General features: G+C 36.5%; 17 protein-coding genes. 6 read left to right on the top strand and 11 right to left on the bottom strand.

The features are described from left to right. Nucleotides 1-67 precede the first annotated feature (67 nt). Entirely contained in the window at nucleotides 68-1,096 is a 1,029-nt protein-coding gene (gene galE / locus ACFS6I_RS03785) for a UDP-glucose 4-epimerase GalE (protein ID WP_021187996.1), read from the bottom strand. A 193-nt stretch (nucleotides 1,097-1,289) separates the two neighbouring features. Here galE and ACFS6I_RS03780 point away from each other — a divergent pair, with 193 nt between their 5' ends. Then, nucleotides 1,290-2,534 carry a 3-deoxy-D-manno-octulosonic acid transferase gene (locus tag ACFS6I_RS03780; protein WP_208700480.1) on the top strand — a complete coding sequence of 415 codons (1,245 nt, stop codon included), beginning with the start codon at nucleotides 1,290-1,292 and terminating at the stop codon, nucleotides 2,532-2,534. 35 nt (nucleotides 2,535-2,569) lie between these two features. Here ACFS6I_RS03780 and hemW read toward each other — a convergent pair whose 3' ends face one another. Both hemW and ACFS6I_RS03770 read right to left on the bottom strand, forming a co-directional pair. Next, nucleotides 2,570-3,694, bottom strand: coding sequence for a radical SAM family heme chaperone HemW (gene hemW, locus ACFS6I_RS03775; protein WP_208700478.1), 1,125 nt, complete (start codon nucleotides 3,692-3,694; stop codon nucleotides 2,570-2,572). A 53-nt stretch (nucleotides 3,695-3,747) separates the two neighbouring features. Next, nucleotides 3,748-4,773, bottom strand: a complete 1,026-nt coding sequence (locus ACFS6I_RS03770) for a helix-turn-helix transcriptional regulator (protein WP_132771601.1) — start codon at nucleotides 4,771-4,773, stop codon at nucleotides 3,748-3,750. 920 nt (nucleotides 4,774-5,693) lie between these two features. Here ACFS6I_RS03770 and ACFS6I_RS03765 point away from each other — a divergent pair. After that, complete coding sequence (locus tag ACFS6I_RS03765; RefSeq protein ID WP_021187999.1) at nucleotides 5,694-6,788, top strand: slipin family protein; 1,095 nt, start codon at nucleotides 5,694-5,696, stop codon at nucleotides 6,786-6,788. A gap of 167 nt (nucleotides 6,789-6,955) precedes the next feature. After that, nucleotides 6,956-8,377 carry an RtcB family protein gene (locus tag ACFS6I_RS03760; protein ID WP_197086419.1) on the top strand — a complete coding sequence of 474 codons (1,422 nt, stop codon included), beginning with the start codon at nucleotides 6,956-6,958 and terminating at the stop codon, nucleotides 8,375-8,377. Nucleotides 8,378-8,423: 46 nt separating this feature from the next. Here the strand turns inward: ACFS6I_RS03760 and ACFS6I_RS03755 are convergent, their stop codons facing one another. Then, complete coding sequence (locus ACFS6I_RS03755; RefSeq protein WP_208700475.1) at nucleotides 8,424-10,295, bottom strand: M1 family metallopeptidase; 1,872 nt, start codon at nucleotides 10,293-10,295, stop codon at nucleotides 8,424-8,426. Between the two features lie 131 nt (nucleotides 10,296-10,426). On the opposite strand from ACFS6I_RS03755, the gene ACFS6I_RS03750 reads away from it, so the two are divergent. After that, a complete protein-coding gene (locus ACFS6I_RS03750; protein ID WP_183916313.1) occupies nucleotides 10,427-11,287 on the top strand; it encodes a hypothetical protein in 861 nt (286 codons plus the stop codon). 30 nt (nucleotides 11,288-11,317) lie between these two features. Here ACFS6I_RS03750 and ACFS6I_RS03745 read toward each other — a convergent pair whose 3' ends face one another. The 7 genes from ACFS6I_RS03745 to ACFS6I_RS03715 form a co-directional block, all read right to left on the bottom strand. Then, nucleotides 11,318-12,715, bottom strand: a complete 1,398-nt coding sequence (locus ACFS6I_RS03745) for an MBL fold metallo-hydrolase (RefSeq protein ID WP_380918272.1) — start codon at nucleotides 12,713-12,715, stop codon at nucleotides 11,318-11,320. Between the two features lie 11 nt (nucleotides 12,716-12,726). After that, nucleotides 12,727-13,533 carry a sulfite exporter TauE/SafE family protein gene (locus tag ACFS6I_RS03740; RefSeq protein WP_380918270.1) on the bottom strand — a complete coding sequence of 269 codons (807 nt, stop codon included), beginning with the start codon at nucleotides 13,531-13,533 and terminating at the stop codon, nucleotides 12,727-12,729. Nucleotides 13,534-13,617: 84 nt separating this feature from the next. After that, on the bottom strand, nucleotides 13,618-14,241 hold the full coding sequence (locus ACFS6I_RS03735) for a Crp/Fnr family transcriptional regulator (protein WP_380918268.1): 624 nt from the start codon (nucleotides 14,239-14,241) through the stop codon (nucleotides 13,618-13,620). A gap of 10 nt (nucleotides 14,242-14,251) precedes the next feature. Next, a complete protein-coding gene (locus ACFS6I_RS03730; RefSeq protein WP_021192210.1) occupies nucleotides 14,252-14,665 on the bottom strand; it encodes a DUF6691 family protein in 414 nt (137 codons plus the stop codon). Between the two features lie 6 nt (nucleotides 14,666-14,671). Next, entirely contained in the window at nucleotides 14,672-15,226 is a 555-nt protein-coding gene (locus ACFS6I_RS03725; protein ID WP_021192209.1) for a YeeE/YedE family protein, read from the bottom strand. Between the two features lie 90 nt (nucleotides 15,227-15,316). Continuing rightward, nucleotides 15,317-15,751: a hypothetical protein gene (locus tag ACFS6I_RS03720; protein ID WP_315399964.1), complete on the bottom strand. Its 435-nt coding sequence runs from the start codon at nucleotides 15,749-15,751 to the stop codon at nucleotides 15,317-15,319. Nucleotides 15,752-15,829: 78 nt separating this feature from the next. Next, on the bottom strand, nucleotides 15,830-17,191 hold the full coding sequence (locus ACFS6I_RS03715; RefSeq protein ID WP_380918265.1) for a WG repeat-containing protein: 1,362 nt from the start codon (nucleotides 17,189-17,191) through the stop codon (nucleotides 15,830-15,832). A gap of 158 nt (nucleotides 17,192-17,349) precedes the next feature. On the opposite strand from ACFS6I_RS03715, the gene ACFS6I_RS03710 reads away from it, so the two are divergent. Both ACFS6I_RS03710 and ACFS6I_RS03705 read left to right on the top strand, forming a co-directional pair. Continuing rightward, on the top strand, nucleotides 17,350-18,870 hold the full coding sequence (locus ACFS6I_RS03710; protein WP_132843518.1) for a sulfatase family protein: 1,521 nt from the start codon (nucleotides 17,350-17,352) through the stop codon (nucleotides 18,868-18,870). Continuing rightward, nucleotides 18,870-20,387, top strand: a complete 1,518-nt coding sequence (locus ACFS6I_RS03705; protein WP_380918263.1) for a sulfatase family protein — start codon at nucleotides 18,870-18,872, stop codon at nucleotides 20,385-20,387. Before ACFS6I_RS03710 ends, ACFS6I_RS03705 begins: the two co-directional genes overlap by 1 nt. Nucleotides 20,388-20,409: the final 22 nt, after the last annotated feature.

Here is a 20,409-nt window from a genome sequence, read left to right as displayed (position 1 = left end):
GTCAAATATCTGTTTATGGATAAAAAATAAAAGGAGTTAACACTAAACGTTAACTCCTTTTATTTTTTTAATCGATTGGATTTTCCTGCAGGTATTTCTCCCACTTCCAAGCGCTATCCATCATTTCGAAGATGCCTAATTGTGCTTTCCAGTTTAACTCATTGGTTGATTTTGTGACATCGCCATATACCTTGACGATATCGCCTTCACGACGTGGTCCTACGACATAGTTTAGTTTTTGGCCTGAAGCTTCTTCAAAAGCTTTTATAGCTTCTAAAACAGAATATCCATTTCCTGTGCCTACATTAAATACATCGTACTTTCCTTTAGGATTTCCTTTTTCCAATAATTTGATTGCTGCAACGTGTGCTTTTGCTAAATCTACAACATGGATAAAGTCACGTACACAGAAACCGTCCTTTGTATCGAAGTCATTTCCAAAAACAGTCAATTTATCGCGTTTTCCTATAGCTGTTTGGGTAATGAATGGGAGAAGATTTTGAGGAACTCCTAATGGTAATTCGCCAATTAATGCTGACTCATGTGCTCCTACAGGATTGAAATAACGTAATGCAATAATATTAAAATTGTCATATGCATTTGCAGTTTCTTCTAATATTTCTTCTGCAATCTGTTTGGTGTTACCATATGGAGAAGTTGCTTTTTTTACTGGGGCAGCCTCGTCAACAGGTAAGTAATCAGGTTCTCCATAAACTGTACAACTGGAAGAGAAGACAAAGTTTATCGGCTTTTCACGATAAGCTTCTAAAAGATTGATTAGGGAAAAGAAGTTGTTGTGATAATATTTTAATGGATTCTGAACGGACTCACCTACTGCTTTAGATGCCGCAAAATGAATGATACCGTTGATATCTGGATTGTTTTTAACAAATTCTAAAACTTTGGTGTCATCACATAGATCAAACTGATGAAACTCAGGCTTTATACCGATGATTTTTTCAATTTGATCTAACATTTTGATGCTAGAATTAGATAAGTTGTCAACGATAACCGGTGTATAGCCTGCATTATGTAATTCAACAACTGTATGCGAACCAATATATCCTGTTCCGCCTGTTACAAGTATTTTGCTCATTGTTTATAGTTATAATATGTAAAGTCTTTGTGATCTAAATGCTCAGTTGATACCTATCGATAATATGTCATCGTTTTTTTAATCTCACCACTTCGGTTATTAAAATTCGTTTCCCAGCCTTATTTTCTACTTATTTCCAACAATTAGAAAAGGGTTTAATATCTTTGACGAATATAAGTATTATTTTACGAACATGCGTCTTCTTTATTCTTTAGGAATCCATCTTTATGGGCTTTTATTACGCTTAATAGCGCCTTTTCATCCGAAAGCAAAGCTTTGGGTAGAGGGGCGTAGGGACTGGTATGCACGCATGAATCAAACGGTTGAAACGGGTCAAAATCACATCTGGTTTCATTTTGCTTCTTTGGGTGAATTTGAGCAGGGAAGGGCTGTTTTGGAAGGGATAAAAAAAGATTTCCCCTTAAAAAAAATTGTTATTACTTTTTATTCTCCCTCGGGATATGAAGTTCGTAAAAATACAAATTTAGCAGATTACGTTTTTTATTTACCTGAGGATATAGCAAAAAATGCAAAACTGTTTATTGATCTGATTAATCCTGAGTTTGTAGTTTTTACAAAATATGAGTATTGGTATCATTATTTTTCTGAGCTGAAAAATAGACAGATACCATTATTGATGATTTCTGCCATTTTCAGGCCTGATCAAATTTTCTTCCAGCCTTATGGCGGTTTTTTTCGAGAGATATTGAGTGCTGTGACTTATTTTTTCATGCAGAATGAAGAAAGTGTTCATTTATTGAAAGAGCATGGATTTAGAAATGTTGGGTTAACAGGGGATACGCGATTTGATCGTGTAGTTGAATTGCCTAAGCAGAGAAAACAGATCGATGAGGTTACGCAATTTGTCGCAGAATATCCAGTTTTGGTTGCGGGTAGTACTTGGCAAGAAGATGAGCAGTTATTAAAAGATTTAATGTTGGAATTTCCGAAGTGGAAGCTGATATTGGCTCCACATGAAATTCATGATACTCATATAAGGGCAATTTTAGCGTTATTTCCTGATGCTTTACAATTCTCTAAATATGTTTCGTATGCTGATGAAAGAGTAGCACATGCTCAAGTGTTGATTATTGATAATATTGGCATGTTGTCGTCGCTATATGGTTATGGAAAGATGAGTTATATCGGCGGAGGCTTTGGAATTGGTATTCATAATACATTAGAGGCTGCTACTTATGGTATTCCCGTTATATTTGGTCCTAAATATCATAAATTTCAAGAGGCTAAAGATCTGATTGAGCAAGGCGCTGGGTTTTCAATTCAAAATCGGGAAGAACTGTATAAAGTGTTTACATGTCTGCAGGATAGTGTAAAAAGAGAATATTCCGGGAAACAAGCAAAATGTTTTGTGCAGCAGCATGCTGGTGCTACTGCAATTATTATGAAATATCTTTATTCTTCTAAATTATTGAAGTAAGGTGATTATGAGAAATATGATCGAACTTTGATCATCTAGTCTACAATAAACAGTTCTGACATAATGTGATCGGCCATGAGTTTTCCTGTATCTGTAAGGGTCAGTTGATTTTCCACTTGAGTTAACTGCTTGTTGTAGATGAACTCTTCAGCATTGTTCAATAATTGTTTTTTGACCTCTGCTCCGAATTTATCTTCCACTATTGTGAGATTAATACCCCACATCGTCCTTAGTGAGGTCATCGTATATTCATTGATACGATCTAAGGCTGATAATTCTTCAGTTTCCAAAGGAAGTACTCCTTGGGAGATATCGTGTATATATTTGGCATTATTCGCGATATTCCATGAACGTGATGTACCATTAAATGAATGTGCAGATGGACCTATACCTAAATAATGCTTTCCTTTCCAATAGTTCGTATTATGCTTTGCATACATCCCATTTTTAGCAAAATTGGAAATTTCATATTGTTCAAATCCTGCAGTTGTTAATCGATCAATCAGCATCAACATTTGATCAGCCGCTTGATCGCTATCTATTGCTGTTGCTTTTCCTGTTTTGATCATATGATCGAGCGCTGTTTTCTTTTCTACAGTCATCGAGTAGGATGAGATATGTGGAATCTGAAAATCCAGTAGCTTTTGCATATTCATTTTCCACTTTTCATCGGTTAATAATGGAAAGCCATAGATCAGGTCACAGGTTATATTTTCGAATCCAGCATCTTGAACCCGCATAATACAGGATTCGGCTTCTTCTTGATTGTGTGCCCGGTTCATCCATCTTAGATCTTCTTCAAAAAATGATTGAATGCCGATACTAAAACGATTGATTTCTGTTTGCCGCAGTTTCGCTACTTTTTCTCGCTTAAGATCGTCGGGATTAGCTTCTAAGGTAATCTCAACATTGGTGTCAATCTCGAAATGCTGCGATACTTTGTCAATCAGTCTGGAGATATCTTCCGCTTCTAGTATAGAGGGGGTGCCACCGCCAAAGTAAATGGACTGAATATTTTTGTATTCCAGATAATCAGCTCTAAGTTCCACTTCCTTGTATAGCATGCTGAGCATTTCGTCTTTATATTTCAGTGACGTGCTGAAGTGAAAGTCACAGTAATGACAGGCTTGCTTACAGAATGGAATGTGAAAGTAGATCATGGGTACGTTTTATATGAAGGCAAAGGTAAAGGAAAATCCATATTTAAATGGATTTATTCTATTTCTTTGGTATACTGTTGCATGTTTTTATGAACTCTTCTTTTGATCCGATCGCGTAGATTACGGGGAGCAATAACCTCTATATTCTCGCCAAAGCCCAATATTTCTCGTTCCAGTTCAAAGTTTAAAACGACATCAAGACGAATCATGATACTACCATCATTATTTTTATCGATGATCTGTTGAGAGCTGTGTAATGGTTTGGTCTCTACATAAGGAGCATTGAAACTGTCAATTTTTAAAATTACTTTTTGCCCTCGGTCTTTGTGGCTTTTTGTTACGCCGATTGTATCGGCAAAGTAACGATCGAAATCAATTCCATCATAGGCTATGAAACCATTTTTTGCCATTTCATCAATATCTACAATACGATCAAGGGCAAGGTTGAGTAATAATTTTCCTTTTTTTGGTTTACAGATTAAAAACCACCTATTTCGGTATTCTTTTAAAAGGTATGGGTAATAAACATCTTGCGTTGGTGCAAGCGACTTAAATGATTTGTAGGTGATAAGTAAAGGTATTTCTTCGAGGATGGCATGATGTAAGGTACTGATCCAGTTCAAACCTTTCAGTAGCTTATTACTTTCCATTTGCACGACAGGTTTTTGAATTCCTACGGATTTAATGAGTGTATTTTCTAAACGTAAGATCATATCACTCATCTCGTCAAAATAAGAAAATCCATTAAGATGCTTGAGTAAATCCACGGCTTCTTTCATCTTCTTCATATCTAAGGAGGTGATGGGTGAATTACTGATGCTATATTTTGGATCACTATAGCTGTAAAATTTCCGATCTGTCACAATGATTGGAGCATTATATCCTAACTTATTGCTACGCATAAGCTGTATGTCTCCTTGAATCGTTCTTTTACTTATCCCATTATGGATACCTTCCAGTTCGTAAAGGGCATTGGATACTTTTTCAATGAGATCTTCTAACGTCCATTTGCGATGACGTTGACATAAACAACTGTCTATGGTTTTGTAGCGTATTAATGCAAGTTTATTGGTGGACATCTTCTTTTTGATGAAATTTTACAAAGTTAAATGTACAAAATTCATTTTTACTGCGCAATGTATTTGCGCATGAAGTTTTTTGTTAAGATTTTTTTTATATATATTCAAATTTATAAATTTGATTTTCAGTTATATATGTATTTTTTGTATTGTTTTTTAAAAGTATTTTTTGCTACGCAGTAAGGTTGCGTGATTAGGTGTGCACATTTGTAATGTCGATCAAGACAAATAGTTCTTTGAGAAATTAAGCGAATAGCTTTTAAGATATATACCTGAAAAGGTGTATGACATAGTGGATTATTTTAAAGTCCTCGTCTCCTGTTTCTGTATAGCAGGGTAGTATTATTTCAGTTGAAAATAATATGCTGACTTAAAAAACTACTATTGTCTCATGTTGGGGTCGTAGGTTCGAATCCTACCTCCGTCTCGAACGGAGTAACTCAGGGGGTAGAGTACAACAAAAAGGTGGGTTCGAATCCCACGCACATCTCAAAAGTGTGTCCATCGGTTGGAGGAACGAAAGTTCCATGTTCAAGTTTAAACTTTCTTTAAAAAAGTTTCCACTTAATAAGCGCTTCGTCTCTCGTTTGGTTTTCTCTTTTTGTGAAAAGGGCAGACAATTGAATGGGGTCTTTGTAGTATAAAATAGGTTCTAAAGGCAACAATAGGGTTGAGGATAGTGGAATACTTAAAAGTAATACAGGAATGGGCTGTATTTTATTTAGGGATAAGCTGTCATCATTTTATTTTTCTTTTAGCCCACTTTTATATTCCGGTCATATTCAATAAACAGGAATCGAAGCGTTTATAAATAATAGGATGATCTTTTTGATCGCGAGAAAATGTTAGAACAATAGTATATTCTGATAAAACACAGTGTTTTGTGTTGGGGAAGAGTATAATAAAAAATAAAATTAGAAATGAAAAGAGTAAGTATAGATATCAATCAATTGGGATTAGTTGTTAAAAAAAATCGTTATATCCGCGTAGTGCCTGCTGGAAAATACTGGCTAGGTTTTGGTGAAAAACTGGAATTATATGATTTGTCGAAGCCTTTTCCAGGTAGCTTGGATGTCGATGTATTGATGCAGCTTGCAGGTTTTTCGGAGCATGTGGAATTGGTGGAAGTTTCCGATAATGAGATCTGTCTGGTTTTTGTTAACAACAACTATAAGCAGGTACTAGCAGCGGGCAGGCATGTTTTCTGGAAGGGTTTATTAACCTATCATTTTCAAAAGGAGGATATTACTGATATAGAAATAGGAACGACAGTACATAAGCAACTGTTGGAGAAGCAGACGCTGGCTTACTACGTACGGCAGTTTAAGTTGGAGCCTTCGGAAAAAGGTTTACTATTTCTTAATGGAGCATTTTCAAAGATATTGGAAGCGGGTACATATTACTGGTGGAAAAATGCGACATCCATCAGTATTTCAAAAGTAGATATACGATTGACGACTATGGATATTGCTGGTCAAGAGATTTTGACTAAAGACAAGGCGCAGATTAGGATTAATTTTTCGATACAGTACCAAGTTGTGGATGTACTGAAAGCAATGCTTGAAAACAAAGATTTTGAGAAGCAGTTGTATATGTTGATGCAATTGGCATTACGTTCTTATATAGGTCGAATGACTTTGGATGAACTGATGGACAATAAATCTGCAATCAACGCACATGTGCTAGAGGAGACTGCTTCACAGGTTGAATTGCTGGGTGTCAAGGTATTTCATGCCGGTGTTAAAGATATCATCTTGCCAGGCGATATCCGAGAGATAATGAATCAGGTACTGGTCGCGGAAAAAAAAGCTCAAGCCAATATCATCACGCGGCGTGAAGAAACTGCTTCTACAAGAAGCTTGTTGAATACAGCGAAATTAATGGAAGATAACGCGATGTTGTTTAAATTGAAAGAGATGGAATATGTGGAGAAGATTGCAGAAAAAATAAACAATATTTCGGTTTCGGGTAATGGTCAGATTGTGGATCAGCTGAAGCAGCTGTTTGTGAAATGATAGAGTTATCGTTTTATTTTAGCGTAAAACGGAGGTATAAATAAAGAGGTGCAGGGGACAGCGGTAAAGAGGTGCTGTTCCTTGCTTAAGAGAAATGAATAACCGATGTGAAAGATTGTCAATCTGTAAGCAATGGTTTCAGTACAATGGATTTGAGTAAGATCATGATGGAAAATAAAAGAATAAATGGCAATGACTTAATTGCTTTAGGCTATGAAGAGAATTTTGCTTTAGGTGAAGCATTGAAAATTAATAAAAAGAGATTAGGGTTTACCCGTGAAGAGATGTTGTTGAAGTTTGCAGAAGTATTGGCCACTCCGGATAGCTATTTGGAGGATGGGCTATTCAAGTCGCTAGCGTCAGCACTTTTAAATGTTGATGAAGTAGCTAAAGCTACGATTTCTTTAAAGGAGGGGAAACAACAATACACTATTTATGGTGAGTCACAGATTGAAGAGGGGGCATTGCGCCAGATGGATCTAGCGATGAAGCTTCCTGTTGCAGTTGCAGGAGCATTAATGCCCGATGCGCATCAAGGATATGGTTTGCCAATTGGTGGGGTATTGGCTACTCATCATGCTGTCATTCCTTATGGTGTGGGTGTTGATATCGGTTGTCGAATGGCATTGTCAATTTTTGATGTACCCGAAGAGCATCTTTATCTGCATCATGATTTATATAAGAAAGTGATTATGGATAATACCAAATTTGGTGCTGGACATGGTTATTTAAAACATGAACGTGTTGACCACGCTGTATTAGCGAATAAAGCTTTTGAAGCGAATGATTTTATTCGTCAATTAAAGGATAAGGCTTGGACGCAGTTAGGCTCTTCTGGTGGGGGAAATCACTTTGTTGAATTTGGGGTCATGGAGTTTAAAGAAACAGATCGTACACTTGGTATTGAGAAAGGTCGATATGTGGCTTTATTGACGCACTCGGGATCTAGGGGATTGGGCGCAACTATTGCCGATCATTATACTAAATTGGCTAAAAAGCTTTGTTCTTTACCTTATGAAGCTCAGAATTTGGCTTATATGAGTTTAGATACTGCGGAAGGGCAAGAGTATTGGTTAGCGATGAATCTTGCTGGTGATTATGCTTCGGCTTGCCACGAGGTAATACATGAGAAAATCGGTAGGGCATTAGGTGCAGAGCGATTGGCGATGATCGAAAATCATCATAATTTTGCATGGAAGGAGTTACACCAAGGCGAGGAGGTGATTGTACATCGGAAGGGAGCAACTCCTGCCGCGAAAGGGGTGCTGGGTATTATTCCTGGATCGATGGCCACTCCAGGTTTCTTAGTACGAGGGAAAGGAAAAGAGGAGGCAATTCATTCGGCTTCTCATGGTGCTGGACGTTTGATGAGTCGTACGAAAGCTATAAAAACCATAGCCCGTAAAGATCTAAAATCCATGTTGTCGGATAATGGTATCACTTTAATCGGTGCCGGATTGGATGAAGCACCAATGGCTTATAAAAATATTCACGAGGTGATGGCTGCGCAAGAAGATCTGGTAGATATTATCGCGAGTTTCTCTCCGAAGATTGTGCGCATGGCTGATGATGGAAGTCGGGAAGATTAACATAAAAATAAGAGGCCGGTTTATTAACCGGCCTCTTATTTTTATGTTATTTCTTTTCCCAGATATTGTCGTTGGATTCAATATCTGCTAAGCGTAGCGATGGATCAATGATTACTTTTGCTGGTTTTTTTGTTAAATTGATCTCATAGGATGGCTGTGTCCAGTTCCAGTCTTCCAATGTTGTTCTTTTAATACCTTCGTATATCTTGAAGTTTTCCGATGGCTTTTCGCCTCTCATTTCACGTAATGGGATATAGAAAAGTTCTTTTGTGCCATCTTCATAGGTTACTAATAGATCAATAGGCATTGCAAAGTCGGATTTGTTCTGTAAGATAATTTCTTTATCGGTAACCGTTTTGATTGCATAATCAATCTTACGAGTTGTGTTTATAAAGAGGTTGAAGTACCATTTCAGATTGATTCCTGATATATTTTCTGCAATTCTTTTAAAATCATTCGGTGTTGGATGTTTGAATTTCCATTGTTTATAGAATTCTAAAAATGTTTTGTCCAAGTTATCTTTACCGATAATATAACCCAACTGTACTGCTAGTACCTGGCCTTTGTTGTAAGCTTCATTACTGTATGCATAGTTGGTGTTGTAATAATCGGCAAGTAGGCTTGCAGGTTCTTCTTTTCCTGATAAAGCTAGTTTGTAATATGCACGATAAGCTTCTATTGATGGGTTAGCTTCAATGGCTCCACGTTTTTCAAATAGATTTTGCATGGCAAGTTCTTCTACATAAGAAGTGAAACCTTCGTCAAACCATTCGTCTACGGTTTCATTAATGCCAAATAAGTGCTGGTACCACGAGTGGGCTGCTTCGTGGAAGATGACACCAACTAGGCTTTTTAAATTACGGCCACCTGTAACCAACGTTGCAGTTCCATATTCCATTCCTCCATCTCCTCCTTGGATAATGGTATAATTTGGCCAAGGGTAAGCTCCAAATGTCTTAGAATTGAAATCAAAAAACTCTGTTGCTAATCCAAGTGCTGTTTTCCAATTTGTTTTGACAGAATCGCTTTCTGGAATATATACTGTATAAACATGCACTCCTTGGTTGCTCTTCGCGGAGTCAACAACAAATTTTGGATCTGCAGCCCAAACAAAGTCATGGATGTTTTTAGCAACATAGTGCCATTGGACTTTATTATCTTTTGCTTTAATCCTTGGTTTTCCAACATAGCCTTTTACTTCTGTAGGGTTTTGTAAAACACCGGATGCGCCTAGAATATAATTTTTGTTGATATTGATGGTGATATCAAAGTCTCCAAATGGGGCGATAAATTCGCGTCCAATATACTCATCTAAGTGCCATCCAAATTCATCAAAATGTGCCATTTTAGGATACCATTGCGCCATGGATAAGGCGACTCCTTCTTTAGAATTGCGTCCCGATCTTCTGATTTGTTCAGGGACTTGGGCTTCCCAGTTCATCTCAAATATTGCGGTTTCGCCGTCTTCAATTTCATTAGGAAGGGTCACTTCTAAAATGGTACCATCAACTTTGAAATTGGTGTTGTTACCATTCATCGTTAATGATTTTATTTTTTGATAACCAATTTGTTTTGCTGTTAATGTAGCAATACGGCTCTGGTATTTGGGTTTATCTTTTGTTCCAAGATTGGTGGTCATTCTTTTGTCTGGATCGGCAATGTTTGCCAGTCTGTTGTCCATCATTGATCCTGGTTGAAAGGCGTTGAAATACAGGTGGAAATACACTTTTTTGAGTGATTGTCCTGAATTATTACTGTATTTCAATTGCATATTTCCGTCATATTGATATGTCTTCTCATTCACATCAATGTTCATTTTATAATCTACGGTCTGTTGCCAATAGCCTTTTCGTTGTGCTGTTGCTGTCTGAAAGACGAACAATCCTACGATTAATGTGTAGAGGTATTTCAAATTCATGGTCCAAATTTACAAAAATGATTAGGAATTTGTGGAACTTAAAGAAGTGCTGTTTTGTAATATTTGTTTGATAAAGGGTTGTTTTTACATCTTTCAATTGTTATTTTAGATATATATCTAATCAAATTTATATGGAGGAAACCTATTATAAATCTTCAGGAAAAGCTCCGATTGGGGGAGTCCTATTTGCTATTGTTGCTGGATTATGTGCTTCTGTTATTTTAGCAATTGTTTATATTGCTTTGCAATGGTTTATACCACTTGTGTATTTCAATTTTTTAATCACATTTGGATTAGCATATGGTTTATTTTATGTCATTGATGTTCTTCTAAAGATAGGAAAAGTTAGGAACAGGATGATTGCACTTTTGCTTACTTTGATCTGTACTTTGGTTGCCTGTTATGCGCAATGGTGCTTATTTGTTTCTTTGATGTTTAATGCGGAAGGTACAATGGGAGGTGATATATGGGTGAAGTCTTCCTTTAATTTGGATGGTTTTTTATACTTTCTATTTCACCCAACGGATACCTTTAGCGGGATTCAAGAATTAAATGCAGTTGGAACTTTTTCTCTACAGAAAAATGTTGTGAGTGGCTGGCCTTTGTGGATTTTATGGGGTATTGAGGCGGCTACCATTATTATCTATCCTATGGTATTAGCCTTTTCGGGTAAGACAACTGAACCTTTTTCTGAGAGGGGTAATGAATGGATGAGAAAAAGGGAACTGGAAAAACAAATTGCTTATATCCAAGATAAGCAGATACTCGAACAGAATTTGCAAAAAAAAGATTTTACAAGCCTACAAACGTATCTTCAAAGTGATGATTTGGGTGCTACGTTTGCAACTGTCACGATTTATGAATCTGACGCTGATAATTATCAATATATTTCAGTGGTTAATCATAAATTGGGCACAAATAAAAAGGGCGATATTGTTGATAATAAGACGAATGTCCTCACATACTTCAAGATTCCTGAACGTAGTCTTTAAAAATAGAAAAAGCGGATTAATCCGCTTTTTCTATTTAATAAGCTGGCCATTCTTTTCTTTCCAATCTTTCATGGAACCACTATAATTTTTAATCTTTTTTATCCCTGCTCTATAAAGGAGTGAAGTGGCTATAGTAGCACGATCTCCTGACTGACAGTGTAAATAAAGTTCTTTGTTGGTGTCAATTTTATGAAGATTTTCGGTTAACGTTCCCACGAATAAATGTGTTGCATTTGGAAGATGTGCAGTTTTAAATTCATTCTCATTGCGAACATCTAGAATTTGTGCATTAGGATTATTTAAAGCATTATTCATTTCTTCGAAATCAATAATTTTCTGCTTTTCAAGAGGTAAGCCAAGTGTCGTTATTGTTTCGGGAGTGATAAAACCAATCGCCTGATCAATACCTATGCGCATTAGTTTTCGTGTAACGTCTTCTAATTGGTCTTTTGAAACAATGAGTATAAAAGGGTTATTATAATCTAATATCCAGCCAGCCCAATTGCTGAATGCTTTGTTATTTTGAATGTTAATGCTATTTGGGATAAATCCTTTTGCAAACTCTATTTTATGGCGTGTATCAATAACTGTTACATTATTTTGATAATGCGATACAAATTCATTCGTCTCTAATTCTTTGTAATTGGGTACGGATGTTAATAATGGACGCTTAATTTTGTTGAGTTTTTTCATCATTGCAAAATACTTTGGTGGTTCTGGCTGCCCACTTAACAGTTCTTCTACAAATCCCACTTCATTATTTCCAAATTGTAATGCCCAGTTTCTTACTTTTTCATATCCGACAGTTGTACTTGGGACTGCGCCTAAAGCTTTTCCACACGCTGATCCTGCTCCATGTGCAGGCCATACTTGGACGAATTCGGGAAGGTTAGCAAATATTTTCAAGGATTCGAACATTTGATGTGCTCCAATTTCTTTTGTGCCAATAAGTCCTGCCGCATTTTCTAATAGATCTGGACGCCCCACATCGCCAACGAAGACAAAATCTCCTGTAAATAACATGACGGGTTCGCTCGTTGCTGGAGTATCGGTTAATAGGAAACTGATACTTTCAGGCGTATGTCCTGGTGTATGTAGTACTTTGAAAATAAGATTCCCTAATTTTATTTCATCTTGATGCTTTAACCCGATATGATCAAAATCATACTGCCACTCTGGCCCTCCTTCATCAGATAGATAGAGTTGAGCTCCTGTTAGCGATGCTAAATCTAATGATCCCGAAAGATAGTCGGCATGAATGTGGGTTTCTGCAATATGAGTTATTTTTAAATTGTTTTTTTCTGCAATTGATAGGTATGTGTCTACATCTCTTTTAGGATCTATCACAATTGCTACGCCTTTGGCTTGACAGCCAATAAGGTAACTTGCATGTGCTAATGATGATTCGAAAATGTGTTGGAAAAACATAATTTATTTCTTTATAAATTTATAAACTGACTGATTTCGGTACCTGCTATGGCAATGCCTATTGCTCCAAGAAAGTATCCAAATACTACTTTTAAATTTTCTGGCTTTAATTTCGTTTTCAATTGAAATCCAATCATCAATCCAATCAGTGTGATTCCTGTAAAGATAATTAATATTGTCCAATTGATTTGATCTAAGTGTTTGAAATTGCTGAGTAGACCGAATGTGGCGTTAATGGTAATAATGAATAGGGATGCCGCCGAAGCTTGTTTAATGTTAATTTTCATTAATAATACGAGTGCGGGTACGATGATAAATCCTCCTCCGGCCCCCACCAATCCAGTTAATAATCCAGTGATAGATCCGATGGTTATTAAATGAGCTATAGTATTGCGTACTCTTCCATAATTATTATTATTTCTTTTAAGCATTACAAATGCCGAGACTAAAATCAGTACTGAAAAGAAACTCATAATAATCTGATCTTTCGAGATAGTACTCTGATTGATAGGGATACTATTGGGAATATTTGGAAGTATATATTGTTTCGTAATGTACACCGCTAGCAGCGATGGAAGAATAAATAATGTTGTTGTTTTAAAATCGATTTCTTTTTTGTACACGTGCCCAATGGAACCTATTAGTGATATGATGCTAATAGTAAATAAAGAATAATCAACTGCCTGGATGGGCTCTATATGAAATAAGTAAACAAATATAGGTAGTGTTAAAATACTACCGCCACTGCCCAGAATACCCATTGTGAGACCTACAGCTATTGCTAATGTGTATCCGAGAATGAGTGAGAAATCCATCATATTATTCCTTTTTTTTTCAAAGGTATGGCCTTATTAAATCATAAAAGGTAACATAAGTTACCTTTGAGTGTTTTATTTTATTCATTAAAGTAGCCGGATATTATTTCTTTGCAATAGAATCCTCCCTTGGTTTTCTAATGATTTTAATATGCGCGATACCACTACACGAGATGTATTGAGGTCATTGGCAATTACTTGGTGTGTAATACCAATGTCTTGTGATTGAATGATTGTTGCTTTTTCTTTTAAGTAGTTCATGATCCTAACGTCCATTTGCGAAAAAGCGATGTTGTCAACGGTTGTTAGCATCTCATTGAGTCGATTGGAGTAACTCTCCAGAATAAAATTTCTCCAGGATTTATAATGACCCATCCAGCCATCTAGATATTGATTGGGTATCATAGCAACTGTAGTGTCGGTATCAGCAATTGCTCTGATTTCACTTTTTTTTGCCCCAATACAACAAACTATAGACATGGAGCAAGTATCTCCTTTTTCTAAAAAGTATAATAACAGTTCACCTTCTTTTTTGTCTTCTCGAATAATCTTGATGACGCCATCTAATAGAAGTGGCATAAATTTAATATATTGACCAATGTCTATGATTACTTCGCCGGCTTTAAATTTTTTGATGATAGCAACTTGTTCGATTTCTACGATCAATTCTTTCTCAAAAATTCCAGAAAATGCTTGTTGAACTGTGATCATTTGTTAGTGTTTAATGAGGTAACTTATTTCTTAAAAGGCCATATAACCACGTTCCCAGGAGTGCAAATACCAGTACAATTCCCATCGTCCAATATCCTGCTCCTAGGAGTGTAAACATTGGTCCGGGACATGCGCCGGTGAGCGCCCAGCCTAACCCAAAGATTGTTCCTCCAAGAAGGTAGCGTGTGATACTCCTGTTTTTATCTATGAATTGAATATCTTGGCCACTCGTATCTTTGATATTCTTACGTTTGATTATTTGTACGATTATAATTGCTGTGGTTAAAGCTGTACCAATTATTCCGTACATGTGAAATGATCTGAATTGGAACATTTCATATATGCGGTACCAGGAAGCGGCCTCTGACTTATACATGATGATACCAAAGAGTATTCCAATTAATATAAATTTTAACTGTTTCATAAGGATTTAGAAAATAAGTGGGAATATAAATTGAACCATGATGATCCCGCCAATAAAAAAACCGATAACGGCAATCAATGAGGGCAATTGAAAGTTGCTCAATCCGGAGATGGCATGTCCTGACGAGCATCCTCCAGCATAACGGGTACCAAAACCGATTAATAAGCCACCAATGCTTAAGAGTAAAAATTGAAAAAGTGAGCCATCAAATAGAAACAGGCGGTCGGGCATATATCCTTGTAGATTTTCTATAATACCTAACGATTGAAGGTCAAGGACACTTTTGCTGTTAATATCAGGTGTGCTCCCATCACTAAGATAGAAATGCGCTATGAATCCCCCGATTATAGTGCCTAGTACTACTAAGAGATTCCAAATCTGTGATTTCCAGTCAAACCTGAAAAAAGAGCTTGTTTTACCTGCCCCTGCTATTGAACACATTGTTCTTAAATTATTGGACATCCCAAAATCTTTGCCCTGTTTTAGTAATAAAAACATGATAAGGGCAATCAATGGACCTGATATATACCATGGCCATGGTTTTTGAATAATTTCATACATAATAATCAATCCTAATGTGACACAAAGTAAAGGAAGAAAAAAGAGAAAGATTGTATCTTTAGTTACAATCTTTCTCTTTTTACCTATTTGTTACATGTCGTAATATTCTATTTTACTGTCTTTTAGTGATTGACAGAGATTCTTGAGATCATCTTCCGATTCGAATAACTTATTTCTCCAAGCTCTGACGTGCGCTCCGGTTTTTAATTTAATGATGATAAGATTGCCTCCCGATCGTCTTAAATTACGCACATAGTCTATGGTATTGAGCGGTATGATTTTATGAGAAGTGGGATCTTCTATTGTTAGAGATTCATTGTCAATAGTCCAAACTGTTGGTTTTCTTGAGCATTTTACGGCTATATACAAGACAAGAGGCAATGAAAATAAGGAGCCCATTATTTTTACTACTTCGGATAAAGGCAGTCTCGATACGATGTAAACAAGAGCTAGGACAAATAGCATCATGAGCAACATATATCTGCCCCGGTGTAATGTTGCAATCTTAAAGCTCAATTTTTCCATGTTATATTTTTAATGCAAAGAAACAGAAACCTGAGCTAAAACAAAAATGAGACAAGTAATTGCCTCATTTTATTATTATTACTCTGTTTCCATCTTTTGGACGAATTTTCCTTTATGGTCGATATAAAAAAAATCTTCTCCATTTTCTGAGACTAAAGATAACCCAGAATCGAACGGAGCTGCGTACTGATATTTAATGGGCGTGACAGGTTTGCCTTTTAAATCAATGAATCCATATTTTTCGTTCTGCATACAAAGCCAGAGATTCTCCCCACCGTTTGTTATAAATTCGAAAGCTGCACTAAGTTTTTTCTCCTGATGGTCAACTAGGTAATATAGTTCTTCTTCTGATATAACAGCTGTTCCATTTTGAAATTCGTGAATGAGTTCAAATTCAGTAGGAATGATTATCTTTCCAGTTCTGTCAATGACTCCTGATCCAGTTTTTGTTGTTACGATGGCATGCTCATTGTCGAATTCACGGGCATAGCTGTATAATGCAGGAATAAGGATACGAGCATTCGTATCCATAAATCCGTATTGGTCATTTTTTGAAAATAATAATGGACCATCTTCCGTTCTTGCTAAGTGTTCATATTGACATGGGATAACTTCTTTGCCTTCAAGATTTAATAGACCATAGCTATTGCTAGAATCTACAGCTACGGCATATCCTGCAATGTATTCGTGAATAATGCTATATTTAGCAGGTGTAACTTGATTGCCATCCTCATCGGAGATACCAATGTATCCGGTGTTTTCGTCAAAATAGGATACTCTGTTTTCATCTAATTGAGTAGGTTCAAATGTGAATTGTTCTTCAGCTTTTTCGATAAGTTCAAAATTAGCAGGGATTTCAAATAATGAAGGATTTATTTCTGATGCTGTCACTTTAAAAGCTTGAATTCCCATTTCATAGGCTGATATGGATAATGCCGCGCCGGGGATCTTCTCTAAATAACCATATTCTCCCCAGTACATTTTAGGGAGAGCTTTCGTATACCAGACTTCAATAATTGGATTTCCTTCTTCTGTTTCAATTGGAAGTGTGATGATGGCTTTGTTACAGTTATAGCCTGCAATTGATTTGGACTCTCCTGTTATAAATTCAACCTGTAGATCAGCTGTTGAGATGGGGTCTTCAGTATCAGTGACAGTTAATTTTCCTGATAAAAGCTCCTCCTCATAATAGTTTTCATTATCGTAATCTAATGTATAGGCTTTGTGTTTGTTAAAGTCAGATATCTGAACTGTTTTATCCATAAATTTATTTTCTACTCTTAGGAAGTCGCGAGTGGAATAAAGATCTGCTACAGATTCTGCCTCTGCAACTCCGCCCATATGGAGTGCAAATTGAATTTTATACATTTTCTCCTGTGCATTGGAGAAATTAACAAAAATTAATAGCAGGATAAGTGTTTGAAAGTGTTTACTTTTCATTGTTTTTTCTATGAACTGCGAAATTATGCATTTTCTAAATTCTTTTAATGGGTAAAATTTGTTGCTGTGATTTTTTCGTTACAGCATTTCTTCAAATTGCCGTTTTAAATCGTTTCTGTATATTTGAAATTCAACCAAAACTAATTCTTTTATATTTCATGAAGAAGACCGCATTATTAATAGTTCTCTGTGTAGCAAAGGTGCTCGCTTTTGCTCAACAAAAGCCAAATATTGTTATTATCATTTCGGACGATCATTCGTACCAGACAATTGGTGCCTATGGTTCTACATTGGGACATACGCCAAATATTGACAGAATCGCAACAGCAGGTATCCGTTTTAACAAGGCTTATGTAACGAATTCGATCTGTGGACCGAGTAGAGCTACTTTATTAACGGGAAAATATAGTCATAAAAACGGATTTAAGGATAATGAAACATCAAACTTTGATCATAGTCAAGATTTGTTTGTTAAAGACTTGCAAAAGGTAGGTTATAAAACGGCCTGGATTGGAAAACAGCACTTAGGTAATGAACCTCAGGGTTTTGATTATTTTAGCGTGTTGGTGGGGCAGGGACATTATTTTAATCCGACTTTTGTGAACGCAAATAATCAAAGAGAGACCGTTAACGGTTATGTGTCTGATATTGTTACGGATAAGGCAACTCACTGGTTGGATTCTTTAGATAAAAGTAATCCATTTTGTCTTGTTATAGGCCACAAGGCTACCCATCGTACCTGGATGCCTGATCCGCAAGATTTTGGCAAAAATGATGAAAAGGAATTTCCTCTTCCTGCAAATTTTTATGATGATTATGAGGGACGTTTGTCTGCCGGGGGGCAAGAAATGTCAATTGACAAGGATATGCAGATGGGATATGATCTTAAAATGTACAACTCTGTAGCGGCAATGAAGAAGGAAGGCAATTTTTCCCGTATGAATGACGATCAGTGGCGCAAATACTTGGCCTATTATAAGCCTATCAAAGAGCAATTGGATATGAAGCAACTTTCTGGAAAAGCTTTGGCAGAATGGAAATATCGTCGTTATATGATTGATTATTTGAATACTGCTGAATCTATGGACCGTAATATTGGTCGCGTGCTGGATTATTTGAAGGAACATGATTTGGAGAAGAATACAATTGTTATTTATTTGTCGGATCAAGGTTTTTATATGGGCGAGCATGGATGGTTTGATAAACGATTTATGTATGAGGAGTCTTTCAGGACTCCAATGATTGCTAAATTTCCTGAAATGATTGCCAAAGGGACGGTATCCGACGCTCAGATTATGAATGTTGATATTGCTCCAACGTTGCTGCAGTTGGCAGGAGTGAAGAAACCCCAGGAGATGCAAGGTCAATCATTTGTTGATGTGCTCACTGGAAAAGATAAACGGGGACGTCAAAATTTGTACTATCATTATTATGAAAATGGAGAACATGCTGTTTCACCTCATTTTGGTGTGAGCGATGGACATTACAAACTGATCCGTTTTTATAAACGTGTCAATTCTTGGGAGTTATATGATCTTACTCAAGATCCATCTGAAATGAAAAATATTTATACTACTGCTCCCGCAAAGATTGTGAAGGATCTGAAAAAGAAATTAAAACGTGAAATCATGAAAGTGGAGGATCATGATGCATTAACTATCTTTAATAAAAAATTATAATGAAATTGGTAAACCACTATATTATTAGTCTGCTGACTTTAGTTGGCTCTGTTACTCAGGTAGCGGGACAGCAACAGAAACCTAATGTTGTTCTGATCTATGTTGATGATCTGGGATATGGCGACCTAGGAAGTTATGGCGCTACAAAATTAAATACCCCCAATCTGGATGCTTTGGCTTCGGAAGGAATCAGATTTACAAATGGTCATGCTACGGCAGCGACTTGTACGCCGTCTCGATATTCTCTAATGACGGGCAATTATCCATTCAGACAGACAGGTACAGGTATTTTACCAGGTGATGCTAAATTGATTATTCCTCAGGATAAAATAACGTTACCCAAAGTATTTAAAGATGCGGGGTATCAAACCGCTGTGATTGGGAAATGGCATTTAGGTCTTGGAGATCAAGTGGATAAGGACTGGAATGGGAGTATCAAACCAGGTCCTTTGGAAGTTGGCTATGATTATTCCTTTATCTTTCCAGCTACTGCCGATCGTGTGCCAACTGTTTTTCTGGAAAATCATCATGTACTTGGTGTTAATAAGGCAGATCCGATAATGGTTTCTTATAACAAAAAAGTAGGTAGTGAGCCTACCGGTAAAGAAAATCCGGAGTTGCTGAAGATGAAAAATTCTCTTAATCATGGTCATGATAATACCATTGTGAATGGCATAGGTAGAATCGGATGGATGTCAGGTGGCAAAGAGGCTAAGTGGGTTGATGAAGAATTAACGTTAACATTTGCAGATAAAGCGATCCGTTTTATACAAGATCATTATCAAAAGCCTTTTTTCCTTACTTATAATGCCACCGAACCACATGTGCCTCGTATGCCTGCGACAATGTTTAAGGGTAAAAGTGGATTGGGTTATCGCGGAGATGCTATACTGCAACTGGATTATACTGTTGGACAACTGGTTAAAACATTAAAAGATAATAAGGTATACGAGAATACGATTATTATTTTTTCTAGTGATAATGGACCTGTGCTGGATGATGGTTATGATGACGGTGCAGTTAGTCAGTTAAATGGACATAATCCATTTGGACCTTATAGTGGTGGGAAATATTCTGCATTTGAAGCAGGGACGCGTGTTCCTTTTATAATCAGCTGGCCAAAAATGATTAAAAAGGGTACTACATCGGATGCTTTAGTTTGTCAGGTAGATTTATTGAGCAGCTTTGCTTCTTTTTTGAATGTTAAATATCCTAAAGGTGAGGCTGTTGATAGTGAAAATACTTGGAGAAGCTTTATGGGTAAAGATCTGGTAGGAAGATCTTATCTAATAAAAGCATCAGGTACTTTGAGTGTATTAAAGGATAATTACAAATATATTAAGGCTGGTAAGGGCGCAAAAAGAAATAGCCTAGTCAATATTGAGCTTGGAAACGACGAGGTTGATCAATTGTATGATCTGCGCACAGATAAAGGCGAAAAAATCAATATTGCAAAAAATAATCCTGAAAAAGTCAATGAGCTGAAAGCGATTCTTGAAAAGGAAATGAATAAATAATTGACGGGGATTAATTTGATAG

Origin of the sequence: Sphingobacterium anhuiense, assembly GCF_042686355.1 — a bacterium.
In the GTDB taxonomy this organism is placed as follows: domain Bacteria; phylum Bacteroidota; class Bacteroidia; order Sphingobacteriales; family Sphingobacteriaceae; genus Sphingobacterium; species Sphingobacterium anhuiense.
The sequence above is the reverse complement of the archived record's forward strand: the minus strand, read 5'-3'. Positions and strand labels throughout refer to the sequence as shown.